Origin of the sequence: Psychrobacter sp. UBA3483 (assembly GCF_002377905.1) — a bacterium.
GTDB lineage: Bacteria > Pseudomonadota > Gammaproteobacteria > Pseudomonadales > Moraxellaceae > Psychrobacter.
On record NZ_DFQS01000005.1, the window covers coordinates 160,730 to 177,625 of the forward strand.

General features: G+C 42.8%; 14 protein-coding genes. 2 read left to right on the forward strand and 12 right to left on the reverse strand.

The genetic code is table 11. The annotated features are described in order from the left end of the window. Window positions 1–147 precede the first annotated feature (147 nt). From rlmKL to queC, 6 genes are all read right to left on the reverse strand, one after another. A complete protein-coding gene (rlmKL, locus tag B2866_RS01455; RefSeq protein ID WP_296189882.1) occupies window positions 148–2,445 on the reverse strand; it encodes a bifunctional 23S rRNA (guanine(2069)-N(7))-methyltransferase RlmK/23S rRNA (guanine(2445)-N(2))-methyltransferase RlmL in 2,298 nt (765 codons plus the stop codon). 189 nt (window positions 2,446–2,634) lie between these two features. Continuing rightward, window positions 2,635–3,822 carry a mechanosensitive ion channel family protein gene (locus B2866_RS01460; protein ID WP_296189885.1) on the reverse strand — a complete coding sequence of 396 codons (1,188 nt, stop codon included), beginning with the start codon at window positions 3,820–3,822 and terminating at the stop codon, window positions 2,635–2,637. A gap of 275 nt (window positions 3,823–4,097) precedes the next feature. Further along, a complete protein-coding gene (locus tag B2866_RS01465; protein ID WP_296189888.1) occupies window positions 4,098–5,594 on the reverse strand; it encodes a dihydrolipoyl dehydrogenase in 1,497 nt (498 codons plus the stop codon). Window positions 5,595–5,671: 77 nt separating this feature from the next. Beyond that, window positions 5,672–6,169 carry a peroxiredoxin gene (locus tag B2866_RS01470; protein WP_296189891.1) on the reverse strand — a complete coding sequence of 166 codons (498 nt, stop codon included), beginning with the start codon at window positions 6,167–6,169 and terminating at the stop codon, window positions 5,672–5,674. A gap of 170 nt (window positions 6,170–6,339) precedes the next feature. Further along, window positions 6,340–6,669 (reverse strand): hypothetical protein, encoded by a 330-nt coding sequence (locus B2866_RS01475; protein WP_296189895.1) that lies wholly within the window; start codon window positions 6,667–6,669, stop codon window positions 6,340–6,342. A gap of 350 nt (window positions 6,670–7,019) precedes the next feature. After that, complete coding sequence (gene queC, locus B2866_RS01480) at window positions 7,020–7,754, reverse strand: 7-cyano-7-deazaguanine synthase QueC (RefSeq protein ID WP_296190001.1); 735 nt, start codon at window positions 7,752–7,754, stop codon at window positions 7,020–7,022. Between the two features lie 335 nt (window positions 7,755–8,089). Here queC and ttcA point away from each other — a divergent pair, with 335 nt between their 5' ends. Next, window positions 8,090–9,277, forward strand: a complete 1,188-nt coding sequence (gene ttcA / locus B2866_RS01485; protein ID WP_296189897.1) for a tRNA 2-thiocytidine(32) synthetase TtcA — start codon at window positions 8,090–8,092, stop codon at window positions 9,275–9,277. 97 nt (window positions 9,278–9,374) lie between these two features. On the opposite strand, the gene B2866_RS01490 is transcribed toward ttcA, so the two are convergent. The 6 genes from B2866_RS01490 to ccoN form a co-directional block, all read right to left on the reverse strand. Further along, the gene (locus B2866_RS01490; protein ID WP_296189899.1) at window positions 9,375–9,956 is read right to left on the reverse strand and encodes a FixH family protein; all 582 of its coding nucleotides are present in this window, start codon (window positions 9,954–9,956) and stop codon (window positions 9,375–9,377) included. A 198-nt stretch (window positions 9,957–10,154) separates the two neighbouring features. After that, window positions 10,155–11,564 carry a cytochrome c oxidase accessory protein CcoG gene (gene ccoG / locus B2866_RS01495; protein ID WP_296189902.1) on the reverse strand — a complete coding sequence of 470 codons (1,410 nt, stop codon included), beginning with the start codon at window positions 11,562–11,564 and terminating at the stop codon, window positions 10,155–10,157. Between the two features lie 521 nt (window positions 11,565–12,085). Then, the gene (gene ccoP, locus B2866_RS01500; protein ID WP_296189904.1) at window positions 12,086–13,231 is read right to left on the reverse strand and encodes a cytochrome-c oxidase, cbb3-type subunit III; all 1,146 of its coding nucleotides are present in this window, start codon (window positions 13,229–13,231) and stop codon (window positions 12,086–12,088) included. Beyond that, a complete protein-coding gene (locus B2866_RS01505; RefSeq protein WP_068408133.1) occupies window positions 13,228–13,410 on the reverse strand; it encodes a CcoQ/FixQ family Cbb3-type cytochrome c oxidase assembly chaperone in 183 nt (60 codons plus the stop codon). The genes ccoP and B2866_RS01505 overlap by 4 nt, the downstream gene beginning before the upstream one ends. Beyond that, the gene (gene ccoO, locus B2866_RS01510; protein ID WP_296189907.1) at window positions 13,410–14,048 is read right to left on the reverse strand and encodes a cytochrome-c oxidase, cbb3-type subunit II; all 639 of its coding nucleotides are present in this window, start codon (window positions 14,046–14,048) and stop codon (window positions 13,410–13,412) included. The genes B2866_RS01505 and ccoO overlap by 1 nt, the downstream gene beginning before the upstream one ends. Before the next feature lie 9 nt (window positions 14,049–14,057). Further along, entirely contained in the window at window positions 14,058–15,539 is a 1,482-nt protein-coding gene (gene ccoN, locus B2866_RS01515; RefSeq protein ID WP_296189909.1) for a cytochrome-c oxidase, cbb3-type subunit I, read from the reverse strand. Window positions 15,540–16,415: 876 nt separating this feature from the next. Here ccoN and B2866_RS01520 point away from each other — a divergent pair. Further along, a complete protein-coding gene (locus B2866_RS01520; protein WP_296189911.1) occupies window positions 16,416–16,805 on the forward strand; it encodes an SCP2 sterol-binding domain-containing protein in 390 nt (129 codons plus the stop codon). Window positions 16,806–16,896 lie beyond the last annotated feature (91 nt).

Here is a 16,896-nt window from a genome sequence, read left to right on the forward strand (position 1 = left end):
GTCGCTTAGCTATTACTTAGTGACGTTCTATCATAGCAACAAAAAATTACCCAATCAAAGCTGATTAGGTCATTGTTATGTGTCCGATAAGACGGACTGGAAAAGACAGAGCTTAAATGCTGCCTTTATACATCTAAGTAATCCGCTCTAACGATGGCGAATCTCAAAACTTTGATGAATCGGCTTTTTGATATTAAAGTCAAAGCCTATCGTTTGTGGCGTGATATCGATAATGTCATAGCGTTCGGTTAACTGCTCATCGAGCTCAAAGCGGGTAAAGTTGTTTGAGAAATATAACACGCCATCGGAGGTCAAACGGTTCATCGCGCGGTTGATAAGAGCAGCATGGTCACGCTGGACATCAAAGGTACCTTGGAACTTTTTCGAGTTTGAAAAAGTTGGCGGATCGATAAAGATAATATCAAATTGTTCCGTATTACCTTTAATCCACTCAAAAATGTCAGCGGCGACGAATTGATATTTATTGCTGCTGACATTTAAGCCATTTAAAGCAAAGTTTTGCTTGCCCCAATCAAGATAGTTTTGTGATAAGTCAACGCTAGTAACTTTTTTCGCGCCAGCCAATGCCGCGTGCACACTTGCCGTGCAAGTATAAGCAAATAAGTTCAGCACCGATTTGCCGAGGCTGTTGTCTTTGATACGGGCGCGCATATTGCGGTGGTCAATAAACAAACCCGTATCGAGGTAATCGGTAAAGTTGACATACAAATACGCACCGTTTTCACGCGCAACATAAAACTTACCGCGTTTTTCGCTACTGCCTTGCTTGCTATATTGGTCATTACCCGATTGGCGTGCACGAGTTTTGATAAAGACTTGTTCGCGGTTAATATTGAGCACTTCGCGAATGCCCATCAAGGCCAAATTGAAACGCTTTTTCGCGGTCTCTACCGGAATGGTCTTTGGCGGCGCATATTCTTGCACGTGCACATAATCGCCATACAAATCAATTGCCACTTTAAAGTCAGGCAAGTCAGCGTCGTATACGCGAATATTGCTGACAGTGTCTTTGCTAGCGAGTCTTTTAAGTTTGCCCAGATTTTTTTGCAAACGGTTAATAAAATCTTGGCCTTCTTCCACGGTAATCTCACGCTTCTCAAAGCGACTAATGAGGCTACCTGTTTGCCCAGCAATCAAGGTGCCGTAGCGGAAATAAACGGTGATTGCCCCATTATGGCAGCGCAAGGTTTTTGGCTCTTTAATGGGCAAGATATCCACTTGTTCGACAATGGCTGCCAAGATACCAAGCATCGGATTGACGCCACTACCCGCAAAGCTGTCTTGCAAAATAAGCCCAAGCGCTTGATATAATGGCTTAATCATCTCTTCATCGCCCAAACGCTCACCATAAGGTGGGTTGGTAATGACCAACGGATTGCTTAAGCGGCCATCATCGGCTAATGGCTTTAAAACGTGGCTGAGCTGGTTAAGGGCGCGCGTTTCAAGGTCAAGTAGCGGCAATAAATCCTGCAAACCTGCGGCAATCAAGTTCTTTTCTGTTGCGAGAATTGCGCCACTATCGGCATCGAATCCCAAAACAAGCGGCAAGGTATCAGGTTGTTCGTTGATAATCTCTAAAGCTTCACGAAAACGCGTCTGCGCATCGTCAATCATCTGTTGCCATAGTGCTTCATCATGATGTTGCCATTGATAAAAGCCGAATTGATTGGCCGCTTTATCGATACCGACAGCATAATCGCAGTGCATGAGTAGCGCTTCAATGATGAAAGTACCAGAGCCGCACATCGGGTCGATTAGGGCGTTATAAAAAGGGGCATTACCGGCATCATTTTTCTTATGCCAACCCGCGCTATAGAGCAGTGCCGCCGCCAAGTTTTCTTTTAACGGCGCTTCGGTCATGGCAACGCGGTAGCCACGGCGGTGCAAACTGGTGCCTGATAAATCTAAATATAGCTCAGCTTGTTTGTCATTGACCGTCGCAAATACTGAAAAATCGGGATTTTTACTATCGACGTTAGGACGGCTGTCATAGATTTCATTAAAGGTATCGGCAATCGCATCTTTGATACGCAGCATGGCAAATTGTTGACTGACGGCGACGCGCTTATCGACAGACAGACGAATGGCAAACGTCTGCTCTAAGCTAAATTGCTCGGTCCAATTGACTGATTTTGCTAAGCCATAGAGCTGTTCTGCCACATCGTATTCGGTATTGATGTTTTTACGTTTAATCAGCATCAAGACCCGCGACGCCACCCGCGACCATAAGCAAATGGTATATAAGTCGCGCAAGGAGCCGGTGACCGCCAAGCGACCCGTACTTTTCATCTCACTTGCAATGCCAAAACTGCTCAGCTCAGTCTGTAGCGGTGCTTCAAGCCCATCGGCACAAGTAATAATAAGGTCAAGCGACAACTCTGCTGCAGCGGTTGATAAGGAGTTGGGCGTGGTGGTTTCGGTCATACGGTTACCTGTGGGCTAAATTGATAAATAATGCACCTCAAAATTACGAAGTTTAAAATCGTGAGGTTTAACTGGCAATTTTACCATAATTACGAAGTGGATAGTTCAAAGTGGCAGTGTTTATGGCGCTGTGTTTAAAAGCTACGTTAAAAGAATGACGACTGACGGGGTTTTAAAATTACCGAGCCGTTATTCAGCATCTTTTTTCAATGGGTTTTCTTCAGTAATCAGTTTGGTCGTGGTCGCAAAGGGTTTGGTGTCGATAGGATAATCGACATTTTTTGGCATCAGCAGGCGCATATGCGGGTAGGGGGTTGAAATATTCGCCTCATCAAAGGCGCGTTTAATATTTTCCCTCAAGCCTTCTTTAATCTTTGGCATACGCGCCACCGCCGCAGGCTTGACCCAAAAACGCACGATAAAGAATACCCCATATTCGCCAATTTCATCGATGGTCGCTGAGGTTTCAGGGCGCTTTAATACCACTTCGCTATCAGCTAATACCTGCAAAATCACTTCGCGCGCTTTCTCAATATCATCTTCAAAAGCTATACGCATGCGAATATCAAAGCGTATAAAGTTTTTTGAGGTTAGATTGGTGACCACAGAAGAAGCAACGTTTGAATTAGGGATAATAACGGTTATATTGTCGCGGGTTAAGACATGGGTCGTGCGTAAAGCGATGACTACAACCCGACCTTCGTTGTCATTGATATTCACCCAATCTCCCACTTGAAACGATTGCTCAAGTAAAATGGTAATGCCAGCGATAAAGTTGGCAAGCGTCGATTGAGCAGCAAAGCCGACCGCCAAACCAGCGATACCCAAACCTGCTACCAATGACACGATATCGAAGCCAAATTGTGCCATGACGCTGGCAAGACCTAAGACCAATAACAGCACGGATAAAATGTTCTTAAGCAGCTGCTCAATAGAGGCGTTTAGACCATAATGCTGTAAAACCTTATGAATAATTTGTCCAGATGACGTCCATAACACATAATAAATACCCGCCCAAGTACTGGCTTTGGCAGTAGCTTTGACCGTCTCCGGCTCAAAATTTAGCTGACTCATGATGGCTATCAAGCTGGTTACAATCCAAATATAGCGCAGTACTGAGCGAACAATTTTAGACCGGCGTTCATTTAAGCGAATTCTAGTTTTGCTTTTTTTGATAATATAGATGGCAAGCCAATAAAAAAATCCCAATACCGCCAACAGTATTAGGATTTTGATGGCTGTGCTCACCAGTTCTACTGACTTAGAAGTCCAGTCGAGTGAGTCTTCTTCGATGGAGCCGCCGATAGCAATATATAGGCTGGTATGTAGGTCGCGAACAATCTCTTGAAAGAAATCAGTAATACCAGCGATTGCCATTGTTTTATCCATGCAAGGTTTGGGTCTATATAAATTGAATCGTATAAAGAGCTTATAATAGAGCCTGTCCTCAATTCAATCAATAGACATCTAAATGCGCTAAAAATGGCTAAGTTTTAGCGCTAAATTCCCAATATCGAATAAGCGCAAACCGTTCAGCCAACTCGCAATCTGAGCATGCCTGCGTTTATTGATTTAAGCCATATTAATGTTAATTTTAATAAAGATAATGTCAATAAAATAGATTTATCGGCCGATTAGAAAGTGCCTTCTTATTAGAAAGTGCCTTCTTGAGTATCGTGATACTGATAAGGAATTTTCATCATACGCTGCACATCACGTAACGCCGTACGCAGACCTTCTAGTATCGTCGGATGATAAAAAGGCGTATCGAGCATGTGTTTGATACTCATATCGTTGGTAATCGCCATTGCCAATATATGACCAATATATTCCGCATCAGGCGCAATCATACTTGCACCCAAGATTCTATCTGTCTTTTTGCAACCATAAATGTGCAGTAAGCCACAATTGACACCCATCACACGGCTACGACCTTGATTATCAAAGCTGACTTTACCAATCACGTATTCAAGCTCTGGATTTGCTTGTATTTCAGGTAGCGACATACCGACGTTGACGATTTGTGGCGAACAAAATACGATAGAAAACGGCGTGGCAGTTGGGCGAATATAAGCATCGCTATTATTGTTACAGACCAGACTACCAGCACTAAAGCCTTCATCGCTCGCGACATGCAATAAAGGTAGGTTGGCATTGGCATCACCAACAATATAGACTTCTAGATCACCAATTTTACCTGTTTTTTTATCGAGCTGCTTTGGACGATTTTTGTCATCAAGCTCAACGCCCAAGTTTTCAACGCCTAAGGCTGCGATATTATTGCGTCGACCCGTAGCGACCAGTACATACTCGCCCTGCCACTGCCTCGTTTTACCAGCGCTGTCTTCGTAGTCTATAAAAGCAGCTGCACCATCGTTACTAGCTGCTTGCTGACCGACGTCGTTAATCTTGCTACCCAAATGCATGGTCAGCTCACGACTTAAGCAATCAATGGCTTTATTACTGATATCCTCATCTTTTAAACCGGCGACGCGTTTGTCACGATTAAAAAGTGTCACCTCGACGCCTAAACGTTTAAAGGCTTGGGCAAGTTCTAAGCCGATGGCACCTGCGCCGACGACAGCGAGAGACTTTGGCAAATCAGCCAGCTCAAAGACGGTGTCGGAAGTCAGTAAGGTCTCACCAAGTTTATCAGCCCAATTATCGGGGACAAAAGGCGTGCTACCAGTTGCCACAATAATCTTATCGGCTTCAATGAGTTCATCATTGACCTCAATAAGACCTTGTTGATTGATGTAAGCGCGACCCGCTATTTTTGTCTCAGCAGGCCAGCTTTCCACTTGCTGTTGCACATAATTGGCAAAGTGATTGCGTTCGGCGCGAACCCGCTCCATCACTTGTTTGCCATCTATTTGAGCAGTAGCATGAATACCAAACTCGCCAGAATGGTTGGTATCATGGGCGCGATCGGCAGCAGCGATGAGAAGTTTACTCGGCATACAGCCGACGGCAATACAAGTCGTTGACCAATAGCCGTCATTAATAATGAGGACGTCGTCTTTTAGTTTTCTGGCTTGGCGAAAGGCGTTTTGACCGGCGGTACCGGCGCCGATGACCGCCACCGATACCTTGCGCGTCGCTTTTCTATCAGTGTTATTATCGGCAGTGCTGTCAGTCTGTTGATTCATATTACTCTCAAATGAAAAAGGTTTTATCGTAGTCGATAGAGGTAAACAAAGAAAATTGGCAAACAACCATAAAAATCTTAAAGCGCAAGCGTGGCAAGTAAACGTTCGGTATAGCCGGCTGCACGTAGATTGCGCTGCGCATGGGTAAGTGTGCCATTTTTATCAAATACAAAGGCTGAGCGTACAAGACCTAAGCTGACTTTGCCATACATATTTTTTTCTTTAATTACATCAAAGTATTGGCACAATTTTTCATCACTATCGCTAATAAGGGGAATATGCAGATTGTATTTAGCAATGAATTTTTCGTGAGACTCAACGCTATCGCGCGAGACACCGATGATATCGTAGCCCAATTCATCAAACTCATTGATACGAGTAGTAAATTCTGTCGCTTGCGTGGTGCAGCCTGGGGTATTGTTTTTTGGATAAAAATATAAGATAAGCCCTTTATCGGTATTGGCAACCAGCTCTTTTAGGCTGATGTCGTCATGAATAAAGTTGCCGTTTAGCTCGCGCACGATTGTGACTGGAAAATCGGGCAGGGCAAGGTTCTCGGTGGTCGGCTTAGCCATTATAAAATCCTTATTAGTTTCGATTATGCGTATATTATGGTAGGTGGTCTTATTATAGGCAGATTAGCAGAAATAAATCCTCAGTTTTACATTTCACTTATTCATTCGCAACAAAAAAGACTGGCAATAACCAGTCTTTTGTATTCTGTAGCAAATATTTTTTAAGTGGCTTAAGCAGGTTTTTGTGGCTGTTTTAAGTCCAAGCCAACGGTGCACTGTTGCAAGTCTTTTTGCATTTTTTTCACGTAAGGTAGACCTGATGGGTCTTTTTTGTCTCGCGCGTAGCTTTCGATTTCCCACATCTGACCGATGGTCATATTACTGCGCACACCGATGGTACATTTGCATAACTTGGTCGCTGTATTTTTGTCAGCGACTTTATATTTTACCGCGCCATTGACACAAGTGTTGATATTATCCTGTTTTATGTCGGCCGCATTTGCTTGTGGTAATGCAAATAGAGCAGCAAGGGCTAGGGGTAATACGGGCAAAAACTTCATAAACATCCTCTACGGGTCGCGTCAATTTCTCAGATTTTTATATAAAATCTTGGTAGTGTTATGTGGTCACAGGTTTGATGACTCATATAAATAGCTCTATATCAGTAACTATATATCGGGAACTGTAAAAGCCTTTTTTATTTATATCACTCATTATGTTTTAGTAAACCGGCAGTAGGTATCGCTTGTGACTGACATAGTCGCCCATACCATAACAAGTAAATTGCTTAAAATACAACGGTAGCGTGCTGTGTTAATGCAAGCAAATGTTGCGCAAATGTTTAATGAGCCGTTGCACTAAGACAATAATAAGGACATTTTTATATAATTAACAGAACATTTTCAAAGGTTTATGAAAACCCTTTAGACTGATAACGGGTAGGATCAGCAACCCCAGCTTGGACAAATCCTTGCCGACGCAGGACGCAGCTGTCGCAAACACCGCAAGCAAGGCCGTGGGCATCTGCTTGATAACAAGAAATTGTCTGCCTATAATCGACCCGGAGCGCTAAACCAAGCTCAATGGTTTTGGCTTTGCTTAAATGCTGCAGCGGTGTTTGAATTGATAATTGGTGACCGTTGACTCCAGCTTTGGTCGCAAGGTTTGCCAGATGTTCGAATGCAGCGATATATTCTGGGCGGCAATCAGGGTAGCCGGAATAATCGACCGAGCTGACACCGATGACGATATGATTGGCATCGGTGACTTCGGCGACAGCCAAGGCATAAGATAAAAAGATGGTGTTACGTGCCGGCACATAAGTGTTTGGAATGGCATTATTATCGGCGTTATCGACATCGCGATTGTTACTCGGGAATTTATCGGTATCGCCATCAGGGACGACCATACTGTGGTCGGTGAGTGATGAGCCACCAAGCTGAGCGATATCGATATCAATGATGCGATGGTTAACGTTTGCCGTCTCAGCGATGGCTTTGGCAGCGACAAGCTCACTATTATGTCGTTGACCATAGTTAAAACTAACCGCCGTCACAGACGCATAACGTGCCTTTGCCCAGTACAAACACGTCATGGAATCAAGCCCGCCTGATAGCAGCACGACGGCATTTTGGCTTTTATGCAGTGCTGCTAAATCAGCATTATCTTTGAGACTAGGAGAGGAGGTTGGCGCAGTTACGTAAGTCATAATATTGTCTATCATTGGTTTCAGAAATTTGAAAAATTTGAGTTTTGAGAATGGGTTATTTTAATAAAGGTGGCATTATTACATAACTTTGAAGGTAGGGTTCATTGCGATTAAACTGAAATAACAATAGGCTTAAAAAGCCATTAATTTTGTGCGACTTTTCAATCTGTTAGCAAAATTTGTTATAATCGCTGCTTTTAAAGCCCAACTGCTGAAAAATATTGCTAATTGCTTTGTAGTAAAATCAGCTTTGTAAAGATATTGAGTACCTTATGACCGTCGAGACCTTGTTTACGCCTAAAATTCCTTCTCAGTTTGATGAAGCCTCTTCGAAAACCAGTGCTACCGATACTGGCTGGGATAGTTATGCTGAAGATACTGATAGTATGAGGTATGACGACATTGCTGGCGCGGCTATAAGTAATAATACCGCTGAGCAAACATCCTCTACGCAAATTTTACCGACTGAAACGGCAGAATTTCGCAAGCTACAAAAAAAGCTACGCCGCCAAGTATCATGGGCGATTCGCGATTTTAATATGATTGAAGATGGCGATGTAGTCATGGTTTGCGTCTCAGGCGGCAAAGACAGCTATACGTTGCTCGATATCTTATTGCTGCTCAAACGCATTGCCCCGATTAGCTTTGATATCGTCGCGGTAAATCTTGATCAAAAGCAGCCCGGTTATCCAGAAGATATTTTGCCCGCTTATTTGAATGAGCAAGGTATCGCCCATTATATTTTAGAAAAAGACACGTATAGTATTGTCAAAAGCGTAGTGCCAGAAGGTAAAACGTATTGCTCGGCCTGCTCACGCCTGCGTCGCGGTTCGCTATATGGTTTTGCCAAACAAATCGGTGCCACCAAAATCGCTCTTGGCCATCACCGCGATGATATGCTCGCGACTTTCTTTTTAAACTTATTCCACGGCGGCGCGCTGAAATCCATGCCACCAAAACTGCTAAGCGATGATAAACAAAACTTGCTGATTCGTCCGCTTGCTTATGTTGAAGAAAAAGACATCATTGAATACGCGCGTTTAAAAGAATTTCCGATTATTCCGTGTAATCTATGCGGTAGCCAAACCAATCTGCAACGCGCAATTATCAATGACATGCTCCGTGAATGGGACGACGCTCACCCGCAGCGTTTGGCGTCTATTTTTAAAGCCATGCAAAACGTTGCACCGTCACAATTAGCCGATCGTGAGTTGTTTGACTTTGAAACCTTAAGCATAGAGCGCGATAACAATGAGCGCTTATTTGAAGGCGATAATATCCAAGCAGGGCAGAGGGATAGTTTGGCTGCGATTGGTTTGCCTATAGCACCCAAAACCCAAGTCTTTAATTCGAAGTTTGCCAGTCATCAGGACCCTAACCAGCAAGCGGAAACAGCGGATAATACTACAAAAAATAATCGCAACACGCAAAAAATCCCTACTATTAATCCGGTGATTTAAATCATATAGACAGTAATTTTTATAACATTAACGTCAAAAAAAACCAGCGCATTATTCATTAATGGCTGGTTTTCTAGTATTTATTTAACGTTAACAATTAACTTTTGGCAAAAACAGGTAAAGGATTAAAGCTCACCTCTGAGCGTGGTAATTTTGCCACATCCTGCATGCGCCAATCATTCTTTCCATCATAACTGACTTGCAAATAATATTTGCCTTTTACGTCATCCAGATCGACTTTTGCCGTGTACTTGTTACCTGCTTGGTGCTTGAGTACCGCATCACGGTCTTTTTTAATGTCGGTGGCATGCGAGATAGACAACTCTAACGCATCAGGATAGGTCAACGGCTCACCGTTCAATAACTTACCTGACTGCAAGCTCTGCTCAGGATAGTTGAGATAAAACACGACATCGCCATTATCGGCAAACTGCATCTTGCCATGTAAATCTAAATCATAGGTCAGCTTGTCGCGTGAAACGTCATGATATAGGGTTTTGCCATCCATATACCAATCGTCGCGTACCACGCTATCACGGATTTGATAAGAGTAATAAACAAACCAAATACAAGCAATGACCACAAAGGCGGGCATGCCAATGACAAAGATAACCACCATATAGTTTTTATACCATGGCTGACTGTCTTGATGCTTAAAGTTCGGTGCTGGACTAGACATAACATACCTATTAATCAGATATTCGTTTATAAAGTGCGGTTCGTCAGCTTATTATAAACGCTATCAAAAAATAAACTGACGGCTCAGTACAGCCAGTTTAATGATAAATGCTTCAACCGCAAGTCAGTGACGATTAGCCTTTGACCAAGCACCACTAACGAGCGGATGAATACATAAAACTAACTACATACTCAATAATTACTGACCTTGCGTGGTAAAGATATTTTGTTTGCTTACATTATATTTACCATCTTCACTGGTCACCGTCAAAGTAATCGGCGTTTGACCAAACTCAATCACCTTAGGGTCGCCATAGATACTGACAGGCATATCAAAGCTTTCGCCTGCTTCTAACGGCACATCATTAAAGCGTACACCTAAGCTCAAGCCTTCTTGTGGTTCAAGGCTTATTTTATAAGTATGCGCACTTTGGGTTTTGTTGGTCAATTTGACGATATAACTGTTTTCAATCATGCCTTGCTGATTGAGTGACGACAACTGATTGCGGTCACGGCGAATATCAATCTCTAACGGTACGCGGTCAGTCAATGCATATACCACACCGCCACAAAGTACCGCCAGCAAAGTTAAATAAGCAAAAAAGCGCGGGCGCAGTACACGGCTTGGCTCTTTTTCGACCAATTGACGCTCTGTGGTATAACGAATCAGTCCACGTGGGTAACCAACCTTGTCCATCACCTCATTACAAGCATCGACACAGGCGGCACACTGAATACAGGCAACCTGCAACCCATCACGAATATCGATACCCGTTGGGCATACTTGCACGCACATCGTACAATCAATACAGTCGCCTAGGTTTTCAGGGTGGGTGCCTTTTTTACGGGCGCCGCGAGGTTCACCGCGCTCATAATCATAAGAAACAATTAATGTATCTTTATCAAACATCACGCTTTGGAAACGGCCGTACGGACAGATTTGAATACACATCTGCTCGCGCATGTAGCCTGCATTGACATAAGTTGAAAAAGCGAAAATAAATATCGATACCCATATCCATGTTGACCAATCAGGGAAGGGGATAAACCCTATCATCTGCCAGTTTTGATACAGCGCCTCTGTACCAGAAACATAACTGACGAATGTCATCGCCGTAATCATCGAAAATACAAACCAGATAAAGTAGATCAAAAAACGCTTGAAGACTTTTTTAGCATTCATAGGTTCTTTATCAAACTTGATGCGTTTGTTACGATCGCCGATGACTATTTTTTCCACATACTGGAACATATGCGTCCAGATGGTTTGCGGGCAAGCATAACCACACCAAACCCTTCCTGCATATACCGTCACCATAAATAGTGCAAAAGCCGCAATAAGAGCAAAAACCGCTAGAAAGTAAAAGTCTTGGGTCAAAAAGGTCATACCAAAAATATAATAATGCTGCGACGGCACATCAAACCAGATAGCTTGCCTACCGTTATAGCGAATCCACGGCAAAATCAAAAATAACGCCAATAATGCGTACATGCTAATCACACGGATATTTTGGTAAAACCCGGTGATAAATCTAGGATGAACGCGTTTTTTATTGGCGTTAAGATCCACCTCAACGACAGGAATTTTATTGGATGGTTGTGCTGACATAAACGTGCCTCTTTAAAAAAAGAATCAGTCTGCTGGCATGATGAACAAATACCTTTAACAGCGAGGTATATGGATGTGCGATGTTATCAATGTCAGTAAGTAGCAAGAGCCATACCAAAAAAAGTATCCAAGCTTGCTACCAAATGAGCGATTGTAAATAATGGATATAGAATATGCTTAAATAGATGATTCTATAGTGTTTCTAATGGATTGCTATTTTAGCAGTTTCCCTACTATAAATGGGGTGAGAATGTTAAAAAGCAATAGTTATCTGCCAATTATTGATAGACAAACAGCTTATAAGTGTCGGTCATAATAAAACTTAAAAATCAGCGGTGATAAAGCATAAGAGATTATTATCTTTAATAAAATTATCAGCAGTTTGCTTCTAGTATCTAATAATAAGCAGAATTTATTAATAAGACATAAAGCTGATAAATACGTAAAAAGGGAGAACTGCAATAACAGTTCTCCCTTTGTCAAATATCACTTATTTATGGTATACGACTGACTAAATATGCTTAGTTTGCGACTGCCGCTTCAGGAGTTGCTGCTTTTGGTGCAGCGGCAGAAACAGGCTGCGCTTTGGCAGGCTGAGTTGTTCTATCAGAAAGAGAATAAACATACGCAGCAAGCAGCATAATGCGCTCATTACCCAGTTTGGTTTCCCATTCTGGCATCACACCAGCACGACCATAACGGATGGTATCGCGGATACTTTCACGATCGCCGCCATACAACCAGATATTATCGGTCAAGTTTGGCGCACCAGTAGAGATCATACCTTTGGCATCTTCACCATGACAAAGTACACAGTTGGTAGGCTCATGGAAGATGGCTTTACCTTGAGCAACTTTGGCTTGGTCAAGCTCGTAACCTGGCTGGTTACCAGAGATTGACAAGACATATTCGGCCGCGGCACGCACACCATCTTCACCAAGTTGGTCACGCCAAGCTGCCATACCACCGATACGACCGTTATGTAGCGTCGTCAAGATATGCGAAGCTTCGCCGCCATATAACCAATCACCATCGGTTAAGTTAGGATAGCCTAGAGCACCTTTAGCATTAGAGCCATGACAGACGGCACAGTTCTGTAAGAACAAGCGACTACCAACTTTTAACGCGTTGGGGTTTTCAGCAAGCTTTTCAACATACGGTGCAAGCTCAGCGATTTTTTCATCAATCTCAGTTTGCAGATTCGCAGGTGGTGTTTCACTGCGACGCATGGTTGCTTGCATTTCAGATAGCGTTGCTAGCGTTTTAGTCGCACCGCTAGCATCTGCTTTAGCCAAGATGTTTTGCTCAAAGTTATCGGTAAAAACCTTGTTATTACTTTCAAGCTCACTCGCTAACTCGTTATGCGAGGTCCATGGCACAGTTTCGCCATCTACTTCTACGGTCGTGATACCTTCCCATTTCGATGGAAAGATAGCAGGGAAAAATATCCAGTAGGCAACAGCCCAAATAATCGAGCCAAAAAATATCACTAACCACCATTTAGGCAGTGGCTTATCGTATTCTTGAATGCCATCGTAAGTGTGCCCAGTCGTACCGTCTTCTTCTACTTCTGGCTTGTATTTCAACACCATTAGTAAGACACCGAGGATACCCGCCCAACACATAATACTTAGTATGGTGATCCAAGAACTCCAAAAAAATGTCATCGTTTATCCTTATTGCGCTGCTCTTCAGCCAAAGCTTCTTTATCTTTGTCATCAAGCGCAAGTTGTGCATCTTCTTCGAAGCGTTTTTTGTTTTTTGGCGAATACGCCCACCATGCAACGCCTACGAAGGCAATAAAAGCAGAAACGGTCGCAATTGTTTGTAATTCACCAATACCCATTAGCGCTGTCCTTCCATCGCGGTACCCAATTGCTGTAAGTAGGCAACCAGAGCATCAAGCTCAGTGGCGCCAAGTACCGCATCTGGCGCTCCTTCGATATCTTCTTCAGTGTAAGGCACACCAAACTGATCACGGAATAGACGCATTTTAGTTTGCACATTGGTACCATTTACTTCATTGGTTGCAAGCCAAGGGAAACCAGGCATTACAGATTCAGGTACTAATGAACGTGGATCGATAAGATGTTGTTTTTGCCAATCTTCAGAATAGCGTCCACCAACACGTGCCAAGTCGGGACCAGTACGTTTGGAGCCCCATAAGAATGGGTGATCCCACGTAGATTCAGCAGCACGCGAGTAGGGTCCATAACGCTCAACTTCTGCACGTAATGGACGCACCATTTGCGTATGACAAACGTGACAACCTTCACGAATATAAATATCACGACCTTCAAATTCGAGCGCGGTCCACGGCTCCATAGAGGGAAGAGGAGCGTTTACCCCACCTTCCTCAGGACCCTTGTTATCATAAATCAGCGGTACAATTTCAACGAGCGTTGCAAAGCTGATTGCGATAACGATAAAGATAACCAATAAGCCTGTATTTTTTTCAATAATTTCATGCGGTGTACCAGACATGATCGCTCCTTATACGTTAGCTGCCGAAGGTTTTTCAACACTAGGTTCATGATCAGTAGGATCTGCGATATCAACAGGCTTACCTTCTGGCATTTTAAGTGTTTTATAAACGTTATAGGCCATAACAACCATACCCGATACATACAATAGGCCACCAAAAGCACGACCAATATATGGGAAATGTGAGAACTCAACGGTATCAACGAAGCTATATACCAACGTACCATCTGGATTGGTTGCAAGCCACATCATGCCTTGGCCAATACCTGAAATCCACATAGAAACGATATAGAAAATAGTACCCGCTGTTGCTAACCAGAAATGCGTCGTGATTAAGCTAATAGAGTACATTTTTGGCTTGTTATAGATACGTGGTAATAGTACATATAGCGAACCAATGGTAATCATACCAACCCAGCCAAGCGCACCTGAGTGTACGTGACCGACTGTCCAGTCCGTGTTATGCGATAATGCGTTAACGGTCTTAATAGACATCATCGGACCTTCAAACGTTGACATGGCGTAGAACGATAATGCCACAATCATAAAGCGAATGATCGGATCGGTACGCAGTTTATCCCAACTGCCTGATAGCGTTAGTACACCGTTAATCATACCACCCCAAGATGGCGCAAATAGGATGATTGAGAACACCATGGCTAGAGACTGCGTCCAATCTGGAAGCGCTGAATAATGCAAATGGTGACCACCAGCCCACATGTATGAAGCAATCAATGCCCAAAAGTGAACGATAGACAAACGGTAAGAATAGATAGGACGACCAATCTGTACTGGAACAAAGTAATACATCATTCCAAGGAAAGCTGCCGTTAAGTAAAAGCCTACCGCATTATGCCCGTACCACCACTGCACCATCGCATCGGTCGCACCGCCAAATAGTGAATAAGATTTAAACGCACTAACAGGGATTGCCATACTGTTTACGATATGCAAAAGAGCAATCGTAATAATAAATGCGCCAAAGAACCAGTTGGCCACATAAATGTGTGAGGTTCTACGTTTGATGAGCGTACCGAAGAACACGATGGCATAAGAAACCCATACCAAAGCAATCAAGATATCGATTGGCCACTCAAGCTCAGCGTATTCCTTGGTCGATGTCAGACCTAAAGGAAGGGTAATCACCGCTGCGACGATAACCGCTTGCCAACCCCAAAAGGTGAACCAAGCTAAATAAGGAGCAAATAGTCTCGTCTTACAGGTACGCTGCACCACATAATAAGAGGTTGCGAACAGGGCAGAGCCACCGAATGCAAAGATAACCGCGTTAGTGTGTAGCGGTCTTAGACGACTGAATGTCAGCCATGGAATGTCAAAGTTTAGTGCTGGCCATGCTAACTGTGAAGCAATGAACACACCAATACTCATGCCGACGATGCCCCATATCACGGCCATTATCGTAAAGAATCTTACGACAGTGATTTCATACTCACGGTCAACTGGGGCGACTGCTGTGTTTTGTAAACTCATTGGATGATTCCTTTACAGCCCGAATTATCAACAGAATTAACTAACTCTCCGCGGCCTCTATATTATAAAAAATTATAAGCAGATTATGGTTGCGGTACATGTTGTTTTTGCCAAATCTTATTATCGTTACCTAGTTTGCTATTAAATCAACCCTACGCTAATGTTCAGCGGTTACTGCTGAGTTGAGGGCGGCGATATAAACGCACTGCGCTCACAGTTAGACGATAGAAGGATGATTTATAAATAATAAATGGTTAGATTTGATAAGACAATGTGCCTTCCTTGAGCATCAAACATCTATTGAGGCTGAGTATGTATCTTAATTATTACTGCTAAAAAGCCAGTATGAACGAAGATAGATACTGATATTCAACTGGTGATAAAAAACTTATACACCATCAATGTATGCTAGCGGCGGCTGACAAAAACCATGTTACGTAATGTTTAGTTAAAACTCCCGACTCTGTTTAAGGGTATTGTAACGCAAACCTAATCAAATATCATCAGAACTATGCGCCAAAATACAAACTCTTTGGTAAAAATAGTTGTGAGCGATATAATTCTGCAGCGTTATGACCCTATTTTATACCCAATTTCCCTACTATTCTAGGGGTGAAAAAAGATACTGCTTTTTGTCTAAAAAATACAATTAAGCGTTGGTTTTGTAACAATTGCAGCATTTGCGCTATAAATAGGTTTTACTTATGATCGAAACGCACCTTATAATGACGCCTTGTATTATCGTTAACAAAATGCTTTTGTACTGATGTTAACGAATATTTTAACCATTTAAATAGTAGCTAAGCTTGGGTGTATGATGGCGCAAGCCTATCTGCATAAATACCCTCATAAATAATAGGTATTAAGGATAATAATATGGCAGTTTTTTTGACAGACGAATGGTTTGAGCAAGTTGAGAAAATGGGTCAAGAAGCCGGTGAGTTAAATTTACCACCAGCGCTTGCCAACATGGTAGTCAATCTAAAAGTTACGGATGCTGAGCAAGATATTGAAGCCAGTTTTGCTGACGGTTTATTGCATCGCGGTTTGAATGATAAGGCAACCACAACCTTATTATTGGATCGTAGCTTGCTGCAATCTATCATAACCAACTTTGATACCAATGAAATCATGGGTGCCTTTATGGCAGGTAAAATCCGTGTCGAAGGTGATATGTCACAATTAATGGCGGTACAAACGGCGCGTCCTAGTGCTGAGCAAAAAGAGCTGTACAGTAATATCAAATCAATGACCACGATGGCTTAATGGTCTGTTTTTCATCTTTATATCAATAACATTTAGCATAAAAAAGCCCTTAATTCACATTAAGGGCTTTTTCGTCGGAGAATTTAACAGT